The organism is Kitasatospora sp. NPDC049285, from assembly GCF_040678815.1.
Taxonomy (GTDB): Bacteria; Actinomycetota; Actinomycetes; order Streptomycetales; family Streptomycetaceae; genus Kitasatospora.
Map to the genome: position 1 here is coordinate 70,697 of NZ_JBFAQR010000016.1, position 21,535 is coordinate 92,231.

Below are 21,535 nucleotides of genomic sequence, written 5' to 3' on the forward strand. Positions count from 1 at the left end.
CCGTCGATGGAGAGCGGCGCCGACACCGGGGTGCCGCCCGCGGCGGGCGTCGCCGAGGCCGCCGGGCCCAGGCCCTGCGCGCTGCGGTTCTCGCAGCCCTGCGCCACCGCGATGGCCAGCGCCACCCCGAGGGTCACCGTGACGAACACCACCAGCCGCTGCCGCAGCAGCCGCTGACGGGGCGTCGGCCGGCCGGGGTGCGGAGCGCCGGGCTTGCGGCCCGGCGGGGGAGTGCGGTCGCGCCCGGGCACCGGGGTGCGACCCGGCCCGGTCGGACGCGAGCGCAGGGTGTCGCCGTCCCGGCTGGGCCGCCGCGGACCGGCCGCACTCGCCCCGCCGGGCCGCCGCTCGCGCACCCCCTCACCGGCGTCCTGCCGCGGCATCGCCGGCGGCGCCACGGACGCCGCAGCCGGGCGCGCACCGCGTTCCGCCGCCGACACCCCGTCAGCCACCCGGCCCGCCGCACCCGCGACCCGACCGTCCGCGAGGCGGCCGCCCGCGACCCATCCGTCCGGATAGCCGCCGCGCCCGCCCGAGGCCGCCGTCCGCCCGTCGCCCGGGTACCCGGCCGCCGCGTACCCGGCGCCGGCCTGCGCCGTGCCCGCGTGCGCCGTGCCCGCCGTGCCGCTCTCGGCCCGCGCCCCGGCCGGCCGCCGCCCGGGGGCGGCGTCCTGGCGCAGCGCCTCGGCACTCTCGGCCGCCGCCTCGCCGCGCGAACCCCGCGCCGCGCCCCGGCCGCCGCGGGCGGCCAGCTCGCTGAGCCGCTCGTGCAGGGCGGCGGCGGGCGGCCGCTCGGAGGGCTCCTTGGCCAGGCAGGCCCGCACCACGGGGGCGAGCACGGGGGCGACGCCGGTGAGGTCGGGCTCCTCGTGGACGACCCGGTAGAGCATCACCTCGGACGAGGCGCCCGAACCGAACGGCGACTCCCCGGTGAGCGCGAAGGCCAGCGTCGCGCCGAAGGCGAAGACGTCCGTGGCGGGCGTGACCGCCGCACCGCGGACCTGCTCGGGCGCGAGGAAGCCCGGCGAGCCGACGGCCGTGCCGACGTGGGTGAGCGTGGAGGCGCCGCGCGACCAGGCGATACCGAAGTCGATGATCCGCGGGCCCTTGGGGGAGAGCAGGATGTTGGACGGCTTGAGGTCGCGGTGCACCACCCCGGCCTCGTGCACCTTCACCAGCCCGTCCGCCAGCGCCGCGCCGATCCGCGCCGCGTCCGCCCAGGCCAGCGGCCCCTCGTCGGAGACCTGCTTGTACAGCGAGGGCCCGGGCACGTACGCGGTGGCCAGCCACGGCCGGTCCGCCTCGATGTCGGAGCCGACCACCCGGGCCGTGCAGCCGCCGCGGATCCGCGAGGCGGCGGCGATCTCCCGGGCGAAGCGGGTGCGGAACTCGGCGTCCCCGGCCAGCTCGGCGCGGATCAGCTTCAACGCGACCCGCTGCCCCTTGCGGTCCGAGCCGAGGTACACCACGCCCATCCCGCCGGCGCCGAGCCGTCGGTGCAGCCGGTACGGGCCGACGATGCGGGGGTCCTCACGCCTCAGCCGCATCATCGCCATGCTGTACCCGTTTCCCGTTCCGTCAGCCTGTGGGGTGAGGCCCCGTCGGATTGGGGCACCGTCAGACAACTGTCTCGGCACAGCTTACGGACAGGTAGCGGCCCCATGCTGACACGCAACACCCGAACCGCCGGTCTGATTGTCAGATCCGCGCCGTATCCTCCGCCGCCCCCTCCCGGGCACCCCGCGCCGACCTGCGACGCTCCGAACCCGAACCGTCCCCCGCCCCGCGCTCGACGGCCCGTCAGCGCCCCTCCGCCCGGCCCCCCGCCCCCACCCCCTCAGAAGCGCCCTAGGGGTCGCCTCGGGGTGCGCGCGCTCCCGTCTCCGACTCCAGGCGTATTCCGAGCCCACCCGTCTCATCCCAGCGGAGGCGATCGGAACGGTACGCGGGCATGACGACCCGGAAAACCGTCCCCCCCTACGGTGGTTACTGCGAGGGCGGGCCGCTCGGACCCCCGAGAACTCCGCCCCCGCGCCACCACCCCGAACCCGCCGCACCACCGCAGCCCGGCAGGAGCAGACGACCCATGGCACCGCACAGCAGCGCCCGCCGCCGCCGTCCGTTCGTCTGGCCGTCGCCCGGAGCGCAGACCCGGCACCCGATGGTCGCGCTGGCCATCGCGGTGCCCTGCGCGGTGCTGCTGATGATGCTGTTCGGCGCGTGGGACCAACTGGCGGCCCAGACCAAGGCGGTCGCCGATCTGATCGGGCGCTGACCCCCCATGGGGTAGGGGTCTTCGCCGGCCCGGAGCGGCCCTCACCCGTCGTGGACGGACAGGGTGAGCGGCGCAGGCTGCAGCTCCGGCCCACCCGGTGGCCGGGAACGACACGTCGGTGAGGGCGTGCCGTCCCCGGCCACCGACCCTTCTTGGTCCGTCGACACCGGGCGGAAACATCGGGGCGGAAACGCCGAGAGCCGCCGCCCTGGACGGGCGACGGCTCTCAACTGTGGTGCGCGATACTGGGATTGAACCAGTGACCCCTACCGTGTCAAGGTAGTGCTCTCCCGCTGAGCTAATCGCGCGGGTTTGTACAGGCCAGAAGGCCGGCGTGCGCGATACTGGGATTGAACCAGTGACCCCTACCGTGTCAAGGTAGTGCTCTCCCGCTGAGCTAATCGCGCAGGATGATCCGAAGACCAGATCCGAAGATCAAGTGCGCGATACTGGGATTGAACCAGTGACCCCTACCGTGTCAAGGTAGTGCTCTCCCGCTGAGCTAATCGCGCGGGGAGGACCCCCGGTCGAAACCGGACGGTACCTCTTGGAGGTGGAGACGGGATTTGAACCCGTGTACACGGCTTTGCAGGCCGTTGCCTCGCCTCTCGGCCACTCCACCAGGCAACACACAGGAGAACGATCTTACCTGTTCTCCATCGAGCGGACGACGAGATTCGAACTCGCGACCCTCACCTTGGCAAGGTGATGCTCTACCAACTGAGCCACGTCCGCCTGTCTCCCGGTCGGCTTCCCCGTTTTTCTCGGCTCCGCTTCCCGGCGACGTGTTGAACTCTAGCGGATTCCCGGGCCAGCTGAAAAATCCGTTCCCGCAGCGTGGCGCGGGGGTGGCCGCCACGTGGTGATCCGTCAGCCGGGCCAGGGAGGCTCCCGCAGGCCCGCGACCTAGACTTTCCGGTACCGGGGCGATCCCCCGGGGCCCGCCCCCGCGCCCGCGCGGGGCGTGCGGGCAGCACCGAAATCCGTGCAGGAGAACCGTGTCCGGCCGCACCGTCCCGCTCAGCCCCGACCAGCCGATGGCCCGCTTCGCCGGCCGCCTCGCCACCGGGCTGCGCGAGGTCACCGACGACCCGGCCGCCCTGGAGCGCGGCGGGTTCTGGGCCGTCGCCCACGATTTCGAGGGCCGGCTCACCTGCGCCCGGTTCGCCGACGTCCGCCCCGACCCCGCCCAGCCCGCCACCGACGGCTGGCGCGGTCCGGCGCCGGAGAGCTGGCACAGCTCCCTGGACGCCGACGCCTACCGCGCGGGCGTGCGCCGGATCCGCGAGCACATCGCGGCCGGCGAGGTCTACCAGGCCAACCTCTGCCGGGTCCTGAGCGCCCCGCTGCCCGACCCCGAGCACAGCGACATCGACGCCCTCACCGGACTCCTCGCCGCCCACAACCCGGCTCCGTACGCAGGAACGATTCGCCTCCCCGAACAGGGGGTCGAGATCGCCACCGCCTCACCCGAGCTCTACCTCAGCCGGCACGGCCGCACCGTGCTGTCCGGACCGATCAAGGGCACCGGGCGCACGGAGCACGACCTGCTCGACAAGGACCACGCCGAGAACGTGATGATCGTCGACCTGGTCCGCAACGACCTCGGCCGGGTCTGCGAGACCGGCAGCATCACCGTCCCCGACCTGTGCGCCGTCGAGAAGCACCCCGGCCTCGTGCACCTGGTCTCCACCGTCCAGGGTCGCCTGCGCCCCGGCGCGGGCTGGGCCGAGCTGTTCGACGCCACCTTCCCGCCCGGCTCCGTCACCGGCGCCCCCAAGTCCAGCGCCCTGCGCATCATCCGCGCCCTGGAGACCGCCCCCCGCGGCCCCTACTGCGGCGCCGTCGGCTGGGTCGACGCCGACCGCGGCCAGGCCGAACTCGCCGTCGGGATCCGCTCGTTCTGGATCGAACGGGACACCGGCACGCCGGTGCTCAGGTTCGGCACCGGCGCGGGCATCACCTGGGACTCCGACCCCGACCGCGAATGGCGTGAAACCGAACTCAAGGCCGCCCGCCTGGTGGCGATAGCCTCCACCGGGACCCTCGACCGAGCAAGCAAGGAGCCATCCCGCCGATGATCTGGGTCAACGGAACACTCACCGCCGAAGCCGACGCCCACCTCTCCGTCCTCGACCACGGACTCACCGTCGGCGACGGCGTGTTCGAGACCGTCAAGGCCGAGCACGGCGAACTCTTCGCGCTCACCCGCCACTTGGACCGCCTCACCCGCTCCGCCCGCGGCCTCGGGCTGGCCGACCCCGACCACGACCGGGTCCGCGAGGCCTGCGCGGCCGTCCTGGCCGCCCAGCCGATGCCGCTCGGCAGGCTCCGGATCACCTACACCGGCGGCCGCGCCCCGCTCGGCTCCGAGCGCGGCGACTCCGCACCCAGCCTGATCGTCGCCCTCGGCACCGCCAAGCCCCGCCCCGACACCACCGCCGTGGTCACCGTCCCCTGGCGCCGCAACGAGCACGCCGCGACCGCCGGACTCAAGACCACGTCCTACGCCGAGAACGTCATCGCGCTCGCCGCGGCGCACCGCGCGGGCGGCAGCGAGGCGCTGTTCGCCAACACCGCGGGCCGACTGTGCGAGGGGACCGGCTCCAACGTCTTCGTGGTCCTCGACGGCCGACTCCTCACCCCGACGCTCGCCTCCGGCTGCCTGGCCGGCATCACCCGCCGCCTCGTCATCGACTGGACCGGCGCGGAGGAGACCGACGTCCCCCTCGACGTCCTCACCCACGCCGACGAGGTCTTCCTGACCTCCTCCCTCCGCGACGTCCAGGCCGTCACCCGCGTCGACGACCGCGAACTCCCCGGCCCCGGCCCGGTCACCCGCAAGGCGATGGCCGTCTTCGCCGAGCGCGCCGCGCACGATCGCGACCCGCACTGAGACGCGGCCCCCGGCCGGGGCCGTGGGGCGGTAGAACGGCGGTGCGGGAGGGAAGAGGGGCGGTATGACCACCACGTTGCGTCCCGAAGGACCCGAGGAGCCCGTTGCCGGCGGGGGGCGGAGCCGGCGATGGCAGATTCTCGTCAACGGGCACCCGGTCGGGGGGCTGCGGACCACCGCGCGGCGGCGGGCGGGGGAGATCTCCGAGCTGGCCGTCCGACTCGGTAGACGGCGGGGGCGGGCCACCGTCGCCGCGCTCGCCGCGGAGGAGGTGCTGCGCGACTGGGGGTGCACCCGGATCGACGTCACCGTGCCCGAGGAGGCCGGCCCCGCGCTGGGGCTGGCGCACGCGCTCGGCTACACCGAGCGGATGCGCAACCTCGCCAAGCGCCTGGACCGACTCCCGCCCCTGCCCGGCGGCCTGACGGACCGTCCGATCAGCGCCGCGGAGTACCCGGACTGGCAGGAGGCCGCCAAGGCCGACTACCGGAGCGAGTTGATCGCCTCCGGGCTCACCCCCGCCGAGGCCGCCGAGAAGGCCGAGACCGACCACCGCCGCGCCCTCCCGGACGGGCCCGCCACCCCGGGTACGGCGCTGCGCCGCCTGGTGGACCGGGACGGCGCCGTCGTCGGCACCCTGTGGGTCGCGCTGCGCCAGGACCGGCTGCCCGACGGCCGCCCGCTCGCCTGGGTGATGGTCGTCGAGGTCGACCCCGCGCACCGCGGCCGCGGTCACGGCCGCGCGCTGATGCAGCTCGCCGAACGCGAGTGCCTGGCGGCCGGCGTCCGCGACCTCGGCCTCAACGTGTTCAGCGACAACCGGGTGGCGATCGGGCTGTACGACTCGCTCGGCTACCGGATCACCCGGCGCACCCTCGGCAAGCCGCTGATCTGACCGCCGCCGCCGACCGCCACCCGCCGGCGGGCGGTCAGCGCGCCGCGTCCAGGATCCCGGCGATCCGCTCGCGCAGGCCCTCCTGCGACTTCCCGCCGTCCAGCCGCTGCCCGGCCACCACGTACGTCGGGGTGCCCGTCACGCCGATCGCCTTGCCCTCGGCGACGTCCGCGTCCACCCACAGCGTGTGCCGGCCGTCGACCAGGGCGGTGTCGACCTCCTCGGCGTCCAGACCGACCGCGGCGGCGATCTCGACCAGCACCGGCAGCCCGCCGCGCTCCAGGTCCTCCAGACGCTCCAGCAGCGCCTCCGCGTACTCCCAGCCGCGGCCCTGCTCGAACGCCTCGGCAGCGGCCTCCGCCGCCGGGTACGCGTACTTGTGCTTCTCCAGCGGGAAGTGCCGCAGCTCGACGGTCAGCGCGTCGCCGAACTGCGCACGCAGCGCGCGGACGTCGTCCAGCGCGGTACGGCAGTCGGGGCACTGCAGGTCGCACCAGAACTCGAGGCGGGGCAGGGAGGAATCGCTCATGCCTCCAGTCTCCCAGGCCCGGGCGCCCGCCAGGACCCGTCTCCCCGGCCGGTCAGCCGGTGGTGGCGGGGACCGCCTCCGCGGCCTCCGCGGACCGCTGGCGGGCCCGGTAGGCGGCCACGTGCAGCCGATTGCCGCAGGTGCGGCTGTCGCAGTAGCGGCGCGAGCGGTTGCGGGACAGGTCGACGAAGACCCGGGCGCAGTCCGGCGCCTCGCAGCGGCGCAGCCGCTCCAGCTCGCCGGCCATCACGATGAAGGCCAGCGCCATGCCGAGCTCCGCCGCCAGGTGCCGGCCGATCGCGGCGTGCGGGGCGAAGTAGTGGATGTGCCAGCCGTGGTGGTCGTGGTTGGTCAGCCGCGGCGTCGTCCCGGCCTCGGCGACCACCGCGTTCACCAGTTCCGCGGCCCGCTCCACCGAGCCGGCCGAGAAGACCTCGCGCAGCCGGTCGCGCAGTTCGTGCACGGCGGTCAGGTCGGCGGGGCCGAGCGAGTCGATCTCGCTGATCTCCTGCCGGACCACGAACGCGTTCAGCGCCGCCACGTCGGGCAGTCGTTCACTGCCGCACGCCTGCGGGGCGGTGTTCAGCAGGTCCACCAGAATGCTCAGTGCGCACTCGGTGTCATGGGTGATCAGCACGTGGGGACTCCTCACGCGGCGGCGGCCCGGCGGGTCGCCGCGTCGGTCATCGGCGCCGACTCTACCGGCAGCGGGCCCCGGCCGGGCCAGGACACGGCTGAGCCCCGGGCGCCGGCTCCGGTGGGAGCGGGCGCCCGGGGCAGGACCCCGAGGCCGCCGATGGGCGGCTGCGAACTGCGACCGTGCCCCCGAGTAGGACGGTGCGCATCGAGGTGGTCCCGCCGCCGCGCGACGGCGGGCCGAACTCGGTCGGGGTTCAGCTCTCGGCGAGGATGTGGGACAGCTCCCGGTCGAGGTCGAAGTGACGGTGTTCGGTGCCGGGGGGCACCGCGGCGTCGGTGCGCTTGAGGAAGGACTCAAGCGCCCGGGCCGGGGCCTCCAGCAAGGCCTCTCCTTCCGGAGAGCTCAGGGCGATGCAGACCACGCCTTGACCATGGCTGCGCGACGGCCAGACCCGGACGTCGCCGGTACCGGTCGGTCGGTGCAGCCCCTCCGCAAGGAGGTCGCGGGCGAACACCCACTCCACGGTCTCGTCGGCTCCGGTGTGGAACGTCGCGTGCACGGCATAGGGGTCGGCGGTGTCGTAGCGCAGGCCCGCGGGGACGGGCAGTGACGACTCGCTGGACACGATGAGGCGCAGGTGCAGCTCACAGCTGACCGTGGTGTTCATAAGCGCCAGGGCCTTTCGCTCAGTGTGCGCTCGGGGAATCGCACGTCGGCGAACGGACCATCCCACCTGAAAGCCCGGTGTAAACCCCTCTGTCCCGATTCCGGTGCGAGTCGTACCCCTTCCGGCGCATTGCGGAATCGCCCGGGCGGCCCGTCGGGCCGGTCCCGGAGCGGCATTACCCGGGGTCGGGCGGCCGGGCTGGAGGAAACCACGAACCTCGGGCCGGACGGGGCGGCCGGGCGGGGTGTCGGGCGGGTGGCCGGGCCCCGGCGCGTGCGGGCGGCGGCGCGACCCGGCAGGTGGGGGGCGCGTCCGGCGGAGGAGGGCGCGGCGGAGTGCGGGGGTGGTCGGAGCACTCCCGCCGATGGGGTAATGTTTTCCCTGCACCCGGGCGATTAGCTCAGCGGGAGAGCACTTCGTTCACACCGAAGGGGTCACTGGTTCGATCCCAGTATCGCCCACCGGAATGCAAAGGCGTAGGGCTCCGACTTGATTATCAGGTCGGGGCCCTTCGCCTTTTCCGGGTTACCGGTCCGGAGTTCTGACGCACATTCAGCGGGCCTGTCCGGGGCGGGAACTGGGGGACCGTCGGGGGAACGGATTGTGAACCGGGGTCCAAGTGGTGCTACAGTTCTTCTCGTTGCCCGGGCGATTAGCTCAGCGGGAGAGCACTTCGTTCACACCGAAGGGGTCACTGGTTCGATCCCAGTATCGCCCACCGAGCACCATCCGCAGGCCCCGACGGAAGCGTCGGGGCCTGCGGCGTTTCCGCCGCGGGGCGGTCGGTCAGGCCGCCAACTCGCAGGCGTGGCCCGGCTCCAGGCGCTCGCCGCAGGGGCAGCGGGCCGGGCGCAGCGGCCAGGCCGTGTCCACCTCCTCCGGCACGCCGGATCGTTCGAACCAGCGCTCCAGGCCGCGGGCCTGCGCCGCGTGCCAGAGCGCCTGCCGCAGGTGGAGGTCGGCCGGACTCAGTGCGCCGAGCCGCTCCGCGTGCCGGGCCGCGACCGCGCGCACCAACTCCAGGGCGGCCGCCGCGTCCGCGGCCGCGTCGTGCGCGCCCAGCAGCGGGACCCCGTAGTAGGCGCACAGGTCGGTCAGCGTGCGGCGGCCCTTGCGGTAGCGGTCCAGGTGCTTGTCGAGCACCCGCGGATCGAGCACCAGCAGTTCGGCGCCGTCCAGCACCTCGGTCAGCGAGGCCGCCGCGTGCCGGCGCAACTCCCGGTCCAGCAGCGTGAGGTCGTAGGGCGCGTTCATCACCACCAGCGGGACGCCGGCCCGGGACTGTTCGGCCAGGGCCAGGGCCAGCTCGACCGCGACGGTGCGCGGCGGGCGGCCGTGGGTGCGGGCGTGGTCGTCGGTGATGCCGTGCACCGCGCGGGCCTGTTCGGGGATCGGGATGCCGGGGTCGGCCAGCCAGGTGCGGATGCGGAGTCGGGTGGCCGGGGCGGTCTGCACCACCAGGGCGGCCGAAACGATTCTGTCCTGCTCGACGTCGACTCCCGTGGTCTCGGTGTCGAACGAGGCGAGCGGACCCTGATACCAGTGCCGGAGCTGCTGCATGACGCCCCCTCAGACGCCGCGCGGTCCTGGGCGTGCGGCGCGCCGCCGAGGACCGCCGGTGCGCCGCACTGTGCAGAGGTGATACCGCAGTTGACGGGCACTCAACCGCACTCCGGAAGAAATGCCGTGGCGCACCGTGACCGCGCGGTCACCGGAGACGGGTGCGGCGACGGGGAGGGGGCCCGGCTCGGTACCATGCACACGCAGCGCTGTGCTGCGCCACGGTAGCCAGAACGTCAGGAGAGACCGGTGACGGACGTCCGGATCATCATCAACCGCGAACCCGATCGGGAAGAGCGCGTGGTGACCACGGGCACTACGGCCGCCGAGCTCTTCGCCGACGACCGCGCCGTGATCGCCGCCCGGGTCGGCGGCCAGCTCAAGGACCTCGCGTACGCCGTCCAGGACGGCGACGAGGTCGAGCCGGTCGAGATCTCCAGCCCCGACGGCCTCGACATCCTGCGGCACTCCACCGCGCACGTGATGGCCCAGGCCGTCCAGCAGGTCTTCCCGGAGGCCAAGCTCGGCATCGGCCCGCCGGTCAAGGACGGCTTCTACTACGACTTCGACGTCGAGCGGCCGTTCCACCCGGACGACCTGAAGGCCGTCGAGAAGAAGATGCAGGAGATCATCAAGCGCGGGCAGAAGTTCTCCCGCCGGGTGGTCACCGACGAGGCCGCCCTCGAGGAACTGGCCAAGGAGCCCTACAAGCTGGAGCTGATCGGGCTCAAGGGCTCGGCCGCCACGGCCGGCGAGGGCGCCGACGTGGAGGTGGGCGCGGGCGAGCTCACCATCTACGACAACCTCGACCCGAAGACCGGCGAGCTGTGCTGGGGCGACCTCTGCCGCGGCCCGCACCTGCCGAGCACCCGGCACATCCCGGCGTTCAAGCTGATGCGCTCGGCCGCCGCGTACTGGCGCGGCAGCGAGAAGAACCCGATGCTGCAGCGCCTGTACGGCACCGCGTGGCCCACCAAGGAAGAGCTCAAGGCGCACCTGGAGTTCCTCGAGGAGGCCGCCAAGCGCGACCACCGCAAGCTCGGCACCGAACTCGACCTGTTCTCCATCCCGGAGGAGATCGGCTCCGGCCTCGCCGTCTTCCACCCCAAGGGCGGCATCATCCGCCGGGCGATGGAGGACTACTCGCGCAAGCGGCACGAGGAGGAGGGCTACGAGTTCGTCTACACCCCGCACGCCACCAAGGGGAAGCTGTTCGAGAAGAGCGGCCACCTCGACTGGTACGCGGACGGGATGTACCCGCCCATGCAGCTGGACGAGGGCACGGACTACTACCTCAAGCCCATGAACTGCCCGATGCACAACCTGATCTTCGACGCGCGCGGCCGCTCCTACCGTGAACTGCCGCTGCGGCTCTTCGAGTTCGGCACCGTGTACCGGTACGAGAAGTCCGGCGTCGTGCACGGCTTGACCCGGGCCCGCGGCTTCACGCAGGACGACGCGCACATCTACTGCACCCGCGAGCAGATGGCGGAGGAGCTCGACAAGACGCTGACCTTCGTCCTCGGCCTGCTGCGCGACTACGGCCTGAACGACTTCTACCTGGAGCTGTCCACCAAGGACCCGGAGAAGTTCGTCGGCAGCGACGAGGCCTGGGAGGAGGCCACCGCGGTGCTCGCGGCGGTCGCCGAGAAGCAGGGCCTGCCGCTGGTGCCGGACCCGGGCGGCGCGGCCTTCTACGGCCCGAAGATCTCGGTGCAGGCGAAGGACGCGATCGGCCGGACCTGGCAGATGTCCACCGTGCAGCTGGACTTCAACCTGCCCGAGCGCTTCGACCTCGAGTACACCTCGGCCGACGGCTCGCGGCAGCGGCCGGTGATGATCCACCGTGCGCTGTTCGGCTCGATCGAGCGGTTCTTCGCGGTGCTGCTGGAGCACTACGCCGGTGCGATGCCGCCGTGGCTGGCGCCGGTCACCGTGGTCGGCATCCCGATCACCGACGAGCACGTGCCGTACCTGCTCGACGTGGCGGCCGAGTTGAAGAAGCACGGGATCCGGGTGGACGTGGACGCCTCGGACGACCGGATGCAGAAGAAGATCCGCAACGCGCAGAAGGAGAAGATCCCCTTCATGCTGATCGCGGGCAACGACGACGTCGAGGCCGGCGCGGTGTCGTTCCGGTACCGCAACGGCGAGCAGAAGAACGGCGTGCCGAAGGCGGAGGCGATCGCCGAGATCGTCGAGGCGGTGCGCAGCCGGGTGCAGATCTGAGCCGTCGACGGCTGAGGTGCGGGGCGGTCTCCTTGCGGAGTCTGCCCCGCACGGCTTTGCGCGACGGGTTCGGCGAATATGCTGGCCAGCATGACGAGTGAGCCGGAACTTCAGCGGGGCGTGGGGGAGCCGGACGGCTTCCGGCGTCTGTGGACACCACATCGGATGGCGTACATCCAGGGCGAGAACAAGCCCACCGGGCCGGCTCCGGACGACGGTTGCCCGTTCTGCTCGATCCCGAAGCTGAGCGACGAGGACGGGCTGATCGTCGCGCGCGGGGCGTCCGTGTTCGCGGTGCTGAACCTGTACCCGTACAACGGCGGGCACTTGATGGTGGTGCCGTACCGGCACGTGGCGGACTACACCGAGCTCGACGGGCCGGAGACGGCGGAGCTGGCGGAGTTCACCAAGAAGGCGATGGCGGCGCTGCGCGCGGCGTCCGGGGCGCACGGGTTCAACATCGGGATGAACCAGGGGGCGGCCGCGGGTGCGGGGATCGCGGCACACCTGCACCAGCACGTGGTGCCGCGGTGGGGTGGCGACACCAACTTCATGCCGGTGGTGGGGCACACCAAGGTGCTGCCGCAACTGCTGGCGGACACCCGCAAGATGCTGGCCGAGGCCTGGCCGGTCTGAGCCGGCGGAAGGGGCGCGAGGGTTTCCGGACCCCCGCGCCCCTTCTCGGCTATCCGGCGTCGTACTTGTCGGCGCGGTACGGGCGGGTGCTCTGGATCTCGGAGCCGATGATGTTCGAGCGGTTGGTGAACCGGTCGGTGGAGATGTCGTGCTCCTCCAGGAACTCCATGACCGCGGCGTGGATGGCGCTGACGACGGGCGAGGTGGCGTAGAGCGCGTCGTCGGACTTGAAGCGGCTGTTCCAGGTGGGGTCGGTCCAGGCCTGGCGGAGGCAGAACGGTTCGGGGAAGCCGACCGAGCCGCCGAGCCAGGTGAGCAGGGTCGGGATCTTGTGGAACGGGGCCCGGACGGCCTGCCGGACCACCTCGTCGTCGGTGACGATCGGCAGCTGGACGGTGCGGTTCTCCCAGAAGCGGAGCGTCTTGGGGACGTCCTTCTCCGGGACCTTGGGCTTGGCGCCGAAGTACCCGGCGATCGGGCCGAGGGCGTGCGCGGTGACGTGGACCTGGAGGTTGTGCGAGAGGACCACGATCTCGACCAGCATGGTGGTGACCAACTGGCCCTTGTGCGTGACGTACTGGAGGGCGACCCGGTGGCGGGTGTCGGTGCCGAAGGTCTGCTTGTTGGCGATCTCCTGGACCGCGAAGTCGCGCATCCGGTCGCCGTCCATGTCGGCGCCGGACGGGCGCTCGATCTCGTCGGCGCCCTCGGAGATGTCCTTGAGCACCCACTGGTAGATCTGCGGCTTGGGCATGCCCCCGTTGGGGACCTCGCTGCCGGACAGGCCGTTGAGGCGCTCGGCGATCTTGCGGGCCAGGTCCCAGACGTGGAAGGAACGGAAGTCCTGGTGGCCCTCGGCGGGCTTGAGGTTCTCCCGCAGGCTCCACTCGCCCCAGCGCTTGCCGACGCCCAGGATGCCCTTGGGGCCCGCGTAGTGCTGGATGTTGGTGGCCTGCTCGGTGGTGAGGCGGTCGAGCGCGGCCTTGAGCAGGTTGGCCTTCTTGTCGAGGTGGTCCTTGGGGACGGCCTTGGGGACGACGGCGGCGACCGCGCTGCCGCCGACCAGGTCGCCCCAGCGGGCGCGCTGCTGCATGACGCTGGCGACGACGGTGCGCTTGGCGAGGTACCACCCGAGCGCGGGGCCGATCATCACGACCCGGCAGTAGAGGCCGAGCAGGCCGCCGAAGGGCGGGCGGAGCGCCAGCAGCAGGGCCAGGCCGATCGCGGCGATCAGGGCGAGGGTGCCGATGAAGCCGTCCTGCGCGGCGGACTTCTTGGTGCCGAGCCAGGCCCGGGCCTGGTAGGCGGCGAGCCAGACCAGGGTGCCGGGCAGGAACAGCACGCCGCACAGCACGCTGATGGTGGAGAGCCGGCGGTCGCGCGCCTCGCGGAGGTCCTGGGCGGCCAGGCAGTGTTCGACGACCATCCGGACGTCGGTGCCGAAGGACGGCACCAGCGGCTTGCGCGTGCCGCCGAGGGTGCGGTCGATCAGGGCGCGGCTGAACGCCTCGCCGGCGCTCGGCCGGAAGAGCTCGAACTTGCCCTTCTTGAGCGTGAGCCCTTCGAGGCCTTCCAGTGCGTGGTAGTCGGCGTCACGGTAGGCGGCGGAGGAGAACGCCTGGGTGACCGCGGTCTGGTTCCCGACGTCCGTCCGGGGTATCTGCGCGCCCGGCGTCATATCGAGCTGAGTCACCTGTGCAGCTCCTCCTCCCTGATCGTCTGCGGCAGGTTACCGCGCGCCGGCCGGACCGCGCGGATCATCGTCTGATCCTGGGTCACATCTCGGCCGCGTGCGGGGGTTTCCGAGTGATGTTGCCCCGTGGTGGGGACATCGACGCACCGGGTTTGCGACCGGGTACGGGGGAGCGGGAGGATCGCGGCATGACGACTTCGTATGCACCGGATCCGGTCCTGCTGTACGACGGCGACTGCGCGTTCTGTTCCAGCTGCGTGCGCTGGGCCGAGCGCTACCCGCGGGCGAGCCTGTCCTCGGCGGGATGGGACGCGGTGCCGTTCCAGTTCGCGGACCTGGCGGCGCTGGCGGCGTTCACCGACGGGGAGGTCACCGCGGAGCGGGCCGGCCGGGAGGTGCTGTGGATCACGCCGAACCGTCAGGTGTACGGCGGGGCGCAGGCGGTGGCCCGACTGCTGATGCGCTCGGGCGGGCTGTGGGCGTGGGTCGGCGGCCTGCTGGCGCTGGCGCCGGTGCGTCCGGTCGCGGAGCTGGTGTACCGCTGGGTCGCCCGGCACCGCGACCGGATGCCGGGCGGCACTCCGGCCTGCGCGCTGCCCCGCCGGTCCTGAGGGTCCGTCAGCAGCAGGTCAGCCCACCGTGCTGTACTGCGCGGCGAGGCCGGCGGGCATCGGGGCGTGCCGCAGGTAGCTGCGGGTGAACTGGCCGGTTCCGTGCGACAGCGAGCGCAGGTCGAGCGGGTACCGGGTGAGTTCGAGTTCGGGGACCTCGGCGCGCACCAGGCTCATGCCTGGGCCGCCGACCTCGGTGCCGAGGACGTGGCCGCGGCGGGCCGAGAGGTCGCTGAGCACGGCGCCCTGGTACTCGTCCGGGAGCAGCACGCGGACCTCGTCGACCGGTTCCAGGACCCGGAGTTCGGTGTGCTCGGCGGCCTCCTTGAGGGCCATCGCGGCGGCGGTCTGGAAGGCGGCGTCGGAGGAGTCGACGGAGTGCGCCTTGCCGTCGGTCAGGGTGACCCGGACGTCGGTCATCGGGTGGCCGTGCATGCCGTGGGCGAGTTGGGCGCGGACGCCCTTCTCCACGGACGGGATGAAGTTGCGCGGGACGGCGCCGCCGACCACGTGGTCGACGAACTCGAAGCCGCCGCCGGGCAGCGGTTCGACGGTGAGGTCGCAGATCGCGAACTGGCCGTGGCCGCCGGACTGCTTGACGTGCCGTCCGTGCCCGCTGGCGGTGCCGCCGAAGGTCTCGCGCAGCGCCACCTGGTAGGGGACGGCGTCGACGTGGACGCCGTGCCGGGTGCGCAGCCGGTCGAGGGTGACCGCGAGGTGGGCCTCGCCGGTGCACCAGAGCACCATCTGGTGCGTGTCGGGGTTCTGTTCGACGTGCAGGGCGGGGTCCTGGGCGGCGAGCCTGCCGAGGGCCTGGGAGAGCTTGTCCTCGTCGGCCTTGGAGTGCGCCTCGATCGCGGTGGGCAGCAGCGCCTCGGGCAGCGGCCAGGGCGGCAGCACGGTGTGGTCGGTGCCGAGGGTGTCGCCGGTGCGGGCGGCGGCGAGTTTGGCGACGGTCGCCAGGTCGCCCGCGATGGCCTGCGGGACCGGGCGGAGCTGGTGGCCGAACGGGCTGGTCAGCGCGGTGATGCGCTCGTCGGGGCCGCCGGGCAGGTGGGCGGTGGTGTCGGGGCGCAGGGTGCCGGTGAAGACCCGGAGCAGGCTGAGCCGGCCCAGGTAGGGGTCCTCGCCGGTGTGCACGACCTGGGCGGTGAGCGCTCCGGCGGGGTCGGCGGCGGGCAGGCCGTCGGCGCGGTCGGCGGGGGAGGGGAAGGCGGCGGCGATCAGGTCGAGCAGCTGCTCGCAGCCGGCCGGGTCGGGTGCGGGGGAGGCGGCGAGCACCGGGTGCAGGGTGCCGGCCAGGAACTCGCGGCGGACGGCGGCGGTGAGTGCGGCGGTGTCGAGTTCCTCACCCTCGAGGTAGCGCTCCAGCAGCGCGTCGTCCTCGCCGGCCAGCGCCTCGGCCAGCCGGGCGCGCCGCTCGCCGAGGTCGCCGGGGTCGGCGGGGTCGCCGTAGCGGCGGCCGGTGAGCAGCTCGACGGAGCCGTGCAGGCGGCCGTCGCGCAGGTCGTAGTGGTGCAGCGGCAGGACGGTGTCGGGGCTGCCGAGGGCCTGCTGGAGGTTGGCGACCACGTCGTCCAGGCGGACCCGGGCGGTGTTGAGGTGGGTGAGCAGGACGGCCCGCGGGACGTGTTCGGCCTCGCACTGCTGCCACAGCGCCCGGACCGGGCGGGGGAGTTCGTCGTCGGCGGCCGAGAGCACGAAGACCGCGGCCTCGGCGGCGCGCAGCGCGGCCTGCAGTTCGCCGCCGAAGTCGGAGTAGCCGGGGGCGTCCAGCAGGTTGATCTTGACGTCCTGCCAGGCGAGCGGGAGCAGTGCGAGCTGGACGGAGCGCTGCTGCTGGTGCTCGATCTCCTCCCAGTCGGCGGCGGTGGTGCCGTCGGGGACGGTTCCGGCCCTGGTCAGGGCGCCGGTGACGAGGGCGAGTGCCTCGGCGAGGGTGGTCTTACCGGCTCCGCCGGCCCCGACCAGGGCCACGTTGCGGAGCCGGTCGGGTCGGTCGACGAGGGGTGCGGGGGTGTGGGCTGTCCGGTCCGGCATGGCTGGCCTCCTGCCGCGCGATCAGCGTGGATACCATTGTCCAGCCGAGCGGGTCCATCCGCGCGGTCGCCCGCTGGACCCTGGGGGTCGCGGGTGCGGACCGGAGGAAATCGGAGTGGACCGGAAGGCCATGCTCAACAAGTACGCGCGTGCCTTCTTCACACGTGTCCTCACCCCGTTCGCCGCCCTGCTGCTCCGCTGGGGCGTCAGTCCGGATGCCGTGACGCTGATCGGCACCGCCGGTTCGGTGGCCGGTGCGCTGGTGTTCTTCCCGCGTGGCGAGTTCTTCTGGGGCACGGTCACCGTCACGCTGTTCATCTTCTCGGACCTGGTCGACGGCAACATGGCCCGCCAGGCCGGGCGTTCCAGCAAGTGGGGCGCGTTCCTGGACTCGACGCTGGACCGGGTCGCCGACGCGGCGATCTTCGGCGGCCTGGCCATGTGGTACGCGGGCCAGGGGCACAACGACATCCTCTGCGCGGTGGCGATCTTCTGCCTCGCCAGCGGCCAGGTGGTGTCCTACACCAAGGCGCGGGGCGAGTCGCTGGGCTTCCCGGTGAACGTGTCCGGGCTGGTGGAGCGCGCCGAGCGGCTGGTGATCAGCCTGGTGGCGGCCGGCTTCGCGGGGCTGCACAAGTTCGGCGTGCCGTACATCGAGTGGCTGCTGCCGATCGCCCTGTGGGTGGTCGCGGCGGGCAGCCTGGTGACGGTGGCGCAGCGGATGCTGACGGTGCGTCGGGAGGCGGCCGAGCTGGACGCGGCGGCGGCCGCCGAGGGGGTCAAGTGAAGGACCGGTTGGTGGACGGGGCCTACGCGGCGGGCTGGGCGGGGCTCCGGCACCTGCCCGAGCCGGTGGCCCGCGGCCTGTTCAACGTCATCGCCGACGTGGCGTGGCGGCGGCAGGGCAAGGGGGTGCGGCAGCTCGAGGCCAACCTGTCGCGGGTGCATCCGGACGCGGACGGGATCCGGCTGAGAGAGCTGTCCCGGGCCGGGATGCGCTCGTACCTGCGGTACTGGATGGAGTCGTTCCGGCTGCAGACCTGGAGCCTGGAGCGGATCGCGCAGGCGATGCCGGTCAAGGGCCTGGAGCAGCTGAACGAGGCGATGGCGGCCGGCCGCGGCGCGGTGCTGGCGCTGCCGCACATGGGCAACTGGGACCTGGCCGGCGCGTGGATCGCCTCGGCCGGCGGGTACCCGTTCACCACGGTCGCCGAGCGGCTGAAGCCGGAGTCGCTGTTCGACCGGTTCGTGGCGTACCGGGAGAGCCTCGGCATGGAGGTGCTGGCGCTGACCGGCTCCGACGTGTCGGTGGTCGGGACGCTGGCGCGGCGGCTGCGCGAGGGCAAGCTGGTCTGCCTGGTCGGCGACCGGGACCTCTCGGCGGCGGGCGTCCCGGTGGACTTCTTCGGCGAGCCGACCCGGATGCCGGCCGGCCCGGCGATGCTCGCGCAGCGCACCGGCGCGGCGCTGTTCCCGGTGTCGCTCTGGTACGACGGGCCGCTGATGCGGGCCGAGATCCACCCCGAGATCGCGCCGTCCGGAGTGGGCGACGGCAAGGTCCAGGTCGCCGAGATGACCCAGGCGATGGCCGACGTGTGGGCGGAGGCGATCCGCGAGCACTCGGCGGACTGGCACATGCTGCAGAAGCTGTGGCTGGCCGACCTGACGTCGCGGAGGGCCGAGAGTTGAGGATCGGCGTGGTCTGCCCGTACGACTGGGACGTGCCCGGCGGGGTGCAGTTCCACATCCGGGACCTGGCGGAGCACCTGATCCGGCTGGGGCACGAGGTGTCGGTGCTGGCACCGGCGGAGGACGAGGACGCGCTGCCGCCGTACGTGGTCTCGGCGGGGCGGGCCGTCGCGGTGCCGTACAACGGGTCGGTGGCGCGGCTGAGCTTCGGGATCCTGTCGGCGGCGCGGGTGCGGCGGTGGCTGCGCGAGGGCCGGTTCGACATCCTGCACGTGCACGAGCCGAACTCGCCGAGCCTGTCGATGCTGGCGGCCTGGGCGGCGTCCGGGCCGATGGTGGGGACCTTCCACACCTCCAACCCGCGCTCGCGGGCGATGATCGCGGCCTCGCCGATCCTGCAGCCCGGCCTGGAGAAGATGTCGGCGCGGATCGCGGTCAGCGAGTACGCCCGGCGCACCCTGGTCGAGCACCTCGGCGGCGACGCGGTGGTGATCCCCAACGGCGTGGACGTGACCTTCTTCGCCGACGCCGAGCCGGAGCCGCGCTGGCAGGGCAACGCGCTGGACGGCGGGCCCGGCACCATCGGCTTCATCGGCCGGATCAACGAGCCGCGCAAGGGCCTGCCCACGCTGCTCGCCGCGCTGCCCCGGATCCTCGCCGAACGGCCCGGGGTGCGGCTGCTGGTGGCCGGCAAGGGTGACGAGGAGGAGGCCGTCGAGGGCCTGCCGGCCGCGGTGCGCGAGCGGGTGGAGTTCCTCGGCATGGTCTCCGACCGGGACAAGGCCCGGCTGCTGCGCAGCGTCGACCTGTACGTGGCGCCGAACACCGGCGGCGAGTCCTTCGGGATCATCCTGGTGGAGGCGATGTCGGCGGGCGCCCCGGTGCTGGCCAGCGACCTGGACGCGTTCCGGCAGGTGCTGGACGGCGGCGCGGCCGGCGAGCTGTTCCCGGTCGAGGACGCCGACGCGCTGGCCGCCACCGCGCTGAAGCTGCTGGGCAGCCCCGAGCGGCTGGTCGAGCTGCGCGAGGCCGCCTCGCGGCACGTGCGGCGCTTCGACTGGGAGACCGTCGGCGCCGAGGTGCTGTCGGTGTACGAGACCGTGACCGACGGGCGCCCGCCGGTCGCCGAGGCCGAACCGTCCGGGTGGCGGACGCGTCTCGGCCGATGACCCCCTTCCTGCTCCGAGAGGCACTGCCATGCCGCTGATCACCGTCGACTACACCGACCGGCTCGCCGACGCCTTCGACCGGCGCGGCTTCGGGCTGGCGCTGAACCGGCTCGCGGTGAAGCTGATCGACGCCAAGCCGGAGAGCTGCAAGGCCTGGTTCCGGCGCACCGAGGAGGCCGTGGTCGGCGCGGACACCGAGACCTACGGGCTGGTGTCGATCGAGTTCCGGATCTTCCCGGGCCGCAGCGAGGAGGCGAAGGCGGCGCTCAGCGAGGCGGTGCTGGCCGCGCTGCCGGACTACCTGGGCGGCGCCCCGCTGCCGGTGCAGGCCAACGTCGCGGTCGCCGAGCTGGACCGGCGGGCCTACCGCTCGGTCACGCTGGGCGGCTGACGACCCGGTACCGTAACGCCCCGTGACTACCTGGATCTGGGCCATCGCGGCCGTCGTGCTGTTCGCCGTCTACCTCAGCTGGACGGCCGGCCGGCTCGACCGCCTGCACGCCCGGATCGACGCCGCCCGGGCCTCGCTGGACGCGCAACTGGTCCGCCGGGCCTCGGTGGCGATGGAGCTGGCCACCTCCTCGCTGCTCGACCCGGCCGCCTCGATCCTGCTGCTGGAGGCCGCGCACGCGGCCCGGCAGGCCGAGGACGAGCAGCGCGAGGTCGCCGAGAGCGAGCTCAGCCTGGCGCTGCGCGCGGTGCTGGACGAGCCGCAGCAGGTCGCGGCGCTGCGGGCGGCGCCCGGCGGCGCGGAGGCGGTCCGGGACCTGGTGGAGGCGGTGCGCCGGGTGCCGATGGCGCGCCGTTTCCACAACGACGCGGTGCGTGCCGCGCGGGCCGTGCGCGAGCACCGGCTGGTGCGCTACTTCCGGCTGGCGGGGCGCGCGCCGTTCCCGATGGCCTTCGAAATGGACGACGAGCCGCCGACCGCGCTCACGCCCGAGGGCGCACCCGCGTAGGCTGAGCGCTGTTTCCTTCCCTGGCCTGTTTGTCGTATGCCGAGGGCGGGCCTGGACCATGTGGCACATGGGTCGGGACCAACCCGGGCCTACGATGGGTCGATAGCACCGGTTCATCTCTGAGTGAGGTCTTACGTGTCCACCACCCCCACCACCGCAGACCAGCAGATCGGCACCGCCCGCGTGAAGCGCGGCATGGCCGAGCAGCTCAAGGGCGGTGTGATCATGGACGTGGTCAACGCCGAGCAGGCCAAGATCGCCGAGGACGCGGGCGCGGTGGCCGTCATGGCCCTGGAGCGGGTCCCCGCGGACATCCGCAAGGACGGCGGCGTGGCGCGCATGTCGGACCCGAACATGATCGAGGAGATCATCGCCGCGGTCTCCATCCCGGTGATGGCCAAGTCCCGCATCGGCCACTTCGTCGAGGCCCAGGTCCTGCAGTCGCTCGGCGTCGACTACATCGACGAGTCCGAGGTGCTGACCCCGGCCGACGAGGTCAACCACTCCGACAAGTGGGCCTTCACCACCCCCTTCGTCTGCGGTGCCACCAACCTCGGTGAGGCGCTGCGCCGGATCGCCGAGGGCGCGGCCATGATCCGCTCCAAGGGCGAGGCCGGCACCGGCAACGTGGTCGAGGCCGTCCGCCACCTGCGCCAGATCAAGAACGAGATCGCCAAGCTGCGCGGCTTCGACAACAACGAGCTGTACGCCGCCGCCAAGGAGCTGCGCGCCCCGTACGAGCTGGTCCGCGAGGTCGCCGAGCTCGGCAAGCTGCCGGTCGTGCTGTTCTCCGCCGGTGGCGTGGCCACCCCGGCCGACGCCGCGCTGATGCGCCAGCTCGGCGCCGAGGGCGTGTTCGTCGGCTCCGGCATCTTCAAGTCCGGCGACCCGGCCAAGCGCGCCGCGGCCATCGTCAAGGCCACCACCTTCTACGACGACCCGAAGATCATCGCGGACGCCTCCCGCAACCTGGGCGAGGCCATGGTCGGCATCAACTGCGACACGCTGCCCGAGTCGGAGCGCTACGCCAACCGCGGCTGGTAGTCG

The 21,535-nt window shown here is 72.9% G+C and carries 19 protein-coding genes, 7 tRNA genes and 1 pseudogene; 15 read left to right on the forward strand and 12 right to left on the reverse strand.

What is annotated here, in order from left to right; all coding sequences use genetic code 11:
* Window positions 1–89: 89 nt before the first annotated feature.
* Window positions 90–1,556 (reverse strand): annotated as a pseudogene (locus AB0K51_RS13705) (protein kinase); the annotation flags it as partial.
* 530 nt (window positions 1,557–2,086) lie between these two features.
* Between AB0K51_RS13705 and AB0K51_RS13710 the strand changes: the two are divergent.
* Window positions 2,087–2,275, forward strand: a complete 189-nt coding sequence (locus tag AB0K51_RS13710) for a hypothetical protein (protein ID WP_363453967.1) — start codon at window positions 2,087–2,089, stop codon at window positions 2,273–2,275.
* 233 nt (window positions 2,276–2,508) lie between these two features.
* On the opposite strand, the gene AB0K51_RS13715 is transcribed toward AB0K51_RS13710, so the two are convergent.
* From AB0K51_RS13715 to AB0K51_RS13735, 5 genes are all read right to left on the reverse strand, one after another.
* Window positions 2,509–2,583, reverse strand: a tRNA-Val gene (locus tag AB0K51_RS13715).
* Window positions 2,584–2,610: 27 nt separating this feature from the next.
* Window positions 2,611–2,682 (reverse strand) — tRNA-Val (locus tag AB0K51_RS13720).
* A gap of 33 nt (window positions 2,683–2,715) precedes the next feature.
* A tRNA-Val gene (locus AB0K51_RS13725) sits at window positions 2,716–2,787 on the reverse strand.
* A gap of 36 nt (window positions 2,788–2,823) precedes the next feature.
* Window positions 2,824–2,897 (reverse strand) — tRNA-Cys (locus AB0K51_RS13730).
* Window positions 2,898–2,937: 40 nt separating this feature from the next.
* Window positions 2,938–3,010: transfer RNA gene (locus AB0K51_RS13735), tRNA-Gly, on the reverse strand.
* Window positions 3,011–3,312: 302 nt separating this feature from the next.
* On the opposite strand from AB0K51_RS13735, the gene AB0K51_RS13740 reads away from it, so the two are divergent.
* The 3 genes from AB0K51_RS13740 (at window position 3,313) to AB0K51_RS13750 (ending at window position 6,066) form a co-directional block, all read left to right on the forward strand.
* On the forward strand, window positions 3,313–4,356 hold the full coding sequence (locus AB0K51_RS13740; protein ID WP_363454053.1) for a chorismate-binding protein: 1,044 nt from the start codon (window positions 3,313–3,315) through the stop codon (window positions 4,354–4,356).
* The gene (locus AB0K51_RS13745; protein WP_363453969.1) at window positions 4,353–5,171 is read left to right on the forward strand and encodes an aminodeoxychorismate lyase; all 819 of its coding nucleotides are present in this window, start codon (window positions 4,353–4,355) and stop codon (window positions 5,169–5,171) included. Before AB0K51_RS13740 ends, AB0K51_RS13745 begins: the two co-directional genes overlap by 4 nt.
* A 64-nt stretch (window positions 5,172–5,235) precedes the next feature.
* Entirely contained in the window at window positions 5,236–6,066 is an 831-nt protein-coding gene (locus AB0K51_RS13750; RefSeq protein ID WP_363453971.1) for a GNAT family N-acetyltransferase, read from the forward strand.
* 34 nt (window positions 6,067–6,100) lie between these two features.
* Here the strand turns inward: AB0K51_RS13750 and AB0K51_RS13755 are convergent, their stop codons facing one another.
* The 3 genes from AB0K51_RS13755 to AB0K51_RS13765 all read right to left on the reverse strand — a co-directional run bounded on the left by AB0K51_RS13755 (window position 6,101) and on the right by AB0K51_RS13765 (window position 7,902).
* Window positions 6,101–6,595 (reverse strand): DsbA family protein, encoded by a 495-nt coding sequence (locus tag AB0K51_RS13755; protein ID WP_363453973.1) that lies wholly within the window; start codon window positions 6,593–6,595, stop codon window positions 6,101–6,103.
* A gap of 52 nt (window positions 6,596–6,647) precedes the next feature.
* Entirely contained in the window at window positions 6,648–7,232 is a 585-nt protein-coding gene (locus AB0K51_RS13760) for a CGNR zinc finger domain-containing protein (RefSeq protein ID WP_363453975.1), read from the reverse strand.
* 256 nt (window positions 7,233–7,488) lie between these two features.
* The gene (locus AB0K51_RS13765; protein ID WP_030056266.1) at window positions 7,489–7,902 is read right to left on the reverse strand and encodes an SsgA family sporulation/cell division regulator; all 414 of its coding nucleotides are present in this window, start codon (window positions 7,900–7,902) and stop codon (window positions 7,489–7,491) included.
* Between the two features lie 389 nt (window positions 7,903–8,291).
* On the opposite strand from AB0K51_RS13765, the gene AB0K51_RS13770 reads away from it, so the two are divergent.
* Together AB0K51_RS13770 and AB0K51_RS13775 are read left to right on the forward strand one after the other, a co-directional pair.
* Window positions 8,292–8,363, forward strand: a tRNA-Val gene (locus tag AB0K51_RS13770).
* A gap of 185 nt (window positions 8,364–8,548) precedes the next feature.
* Window positions 8,549–8,620: transfer RNA gene (locus AB0K51_RS13775), tRNA-Val, on the forward strand.
* A 68-nt stretch (window positions 8,621–8,688) separates the two neighbouring features.
* Here AB0K51_RS13775 and AB0K51_RS13780 read toward each other — a convergent pair.
* Window positions 8,689–9,462, reverse strand: a complete 774-nt coding sequence (locus AB0K51_RS13780; protein WP_363453977.1) for an exonuclease domain-containing protein — start codon at window positions 9,460–9,462, stop codon at window positions 8,689–8,691.
* A 249-nt stretch (window positions 9,463–9,711) separates the two neighbouring features.
* Here AB0K51_RS13780 and thrS point away from each other — a divergent pair, with 249 nt between their 5' ends.
* Both thrS and AB0K51_RS13790 read left to right on the forward strand, forming a co-directional pair.
* Window positions 9,712–11,691, forward strand: coding sequence for a threonine--tRNA ligase (thrS, locus tag AB0K51_RS13785; protein WP_363453979.1), 1,980 nt, complete (start codon window positions 9,712–9,714; stop codon window positions 11,689–11,691).
* 78 nt (window positions 11,692–11,769) lie between these two features.
* Entirely contained in the window at window positions 11,770–12,327 is a 558-nt protein-coding gene (locus AB0K51_RS13790) for an HIT domain-containing protein (protein ID WP_363453981.1), read from the forward strand.
* Between the two features lie 49 nt (window positions 12,328–12,376).
* Here the strand turns inward: AB0K51_RS13790 and AB0K51_RS13795 are convergent, their stop codons facing one another.
* Window positions 12,377–14,020, reverse strand: a complete 1,644-nt coding sequence (locus AB0K51_RS13795; RefSeq protein WP_363453983.1) for a hypothetical protein — start codon at window positions 14,018–14,020, stop codon at window positions 12,377–12,379.
* Between the two features lie 188 nt (window positions 14,021–14,208).
* Between AB0K51_RS13795 and AB0K51_RS13800 the strand changes: the two genes are divergently transcribed.
* Complete coding sequence (locus AB0K51_RS13800; RefSeq protein ID WP_363453985.1) at window positions 14,209–14,631, forward strand: DUF393 domain-containing protein; 423 nt, start codon at window positions 14,209–14,211, stop codon at window positions 14,629–14,631.
* An 18-nt stretch (window positions 14,632–14,649) separates the two neighbouring features.
* Here the strand turns inward: AB0K51_RS13800 and AB0K51_RS13805 are convergent, their stop codons facing one another.
* Entirely contained in the window at window positions 14,650–16,671 is a 2,022-nt protein-coding gene (locus AB0K51_RS13805; RefSeq protein WP_363453987.1) for an elongation factor G, read from the reverse strand.
* Between the two features lie 130 nt (window positions 16,672–16,801).
* Here AB0K51_RS13805 and pgsA point away from each other — a divergent pair, with 130 nt between their 5' ends.
* The 6 genes from pgsA to pdxS all read left to right on the forward strand — a co-directional run bounded on the left by pgsA (window position 16,802) and on the right by pdxS (window position 21,532).
* Complete coding sequence (gene pgsA / locus AB0K51_RS13810) at window positions 16,802–17,458, forward strand: phosphatidylinositol phosphate synthase (protein ID WP_363454055.1); 657 nt, start codon at window positions 16,802–16,804, stop codon at window positions 17,456–17,458.
* 8 nt (window positions 17,459–17,466) lie between these two features.
* Window positions 17,467–18,360, forward strand: coding sequence for a phosphatidylinositol mannoside acyltransferase (locus tag AB0K51_RS13815; RefSeq protein ID WP_363454057.1), 894 nt, complete (start codon window positions 17,467–17,469; stop codon window positions 18,358–18,360).
* Window positions 18,357–19,529: a glycosyltransferase family 4 protein gene (locus tag AB0K51_RS13820; RefSeq protein WP_363454059.1), complete on the forward strand. Its 1,173-nt coding sequence runs from the start codon at window positions 18,357–18,359 to the stop codon at window positions 19,527–19,529. The genes AB0K51_RS13815 and AB0K51_RS13820 overlap by 4 nt, the downstream gene beginning before the upstream one ends.
* A gap of 28 nt (window positions 19,530–19,557) precedes the next feature.
* Window positions 19,558–19,920 carry an isomerase gene (locus AB0K51_RS13825; RefSeq protein ID WP_363453989.1) on the forward strand — a complete coding sequence of 121 codons (363 nt, stop codon included), beginning with the start codon at window positions 19,558–19,560 and terminating at the stop codon, window positions 19,918–19,920.
* A 22-nt stretch (window positions 19,921–19,942) separates the two neighbouring features.
* On the forward strand, window positions 19,943–20,488 hold the full coding sequence (locus AB0K51_RS13830; RefSeq protein ID WP_363453991.1) for a hypothetical protein: 546 nt from the start codon (window positions 19,943–19,945) through the stop codon (window positions 20,486–20,488).
* Window positions 20,489–20,623: 135 nt separating this feature from the next.
* Window positions 20,624–21,532 carry a pyridoxal 5'-phosphate synthase lyase subunit PdxS gene (gene pdxS, locus AB0K51_RS13835; RefSeq protein WP_363453993.1) on the forward strand — a complete coding sequence of 303 codons (909 nt, stop codon included), beginning with the start codon at window positions 20,624–20,626 and terminating at the stop codon, window positions 21,530–21,532.
* The last annotated feature ends 3 nt before the right edge of the window (window positions 21,533–21,535 follow it).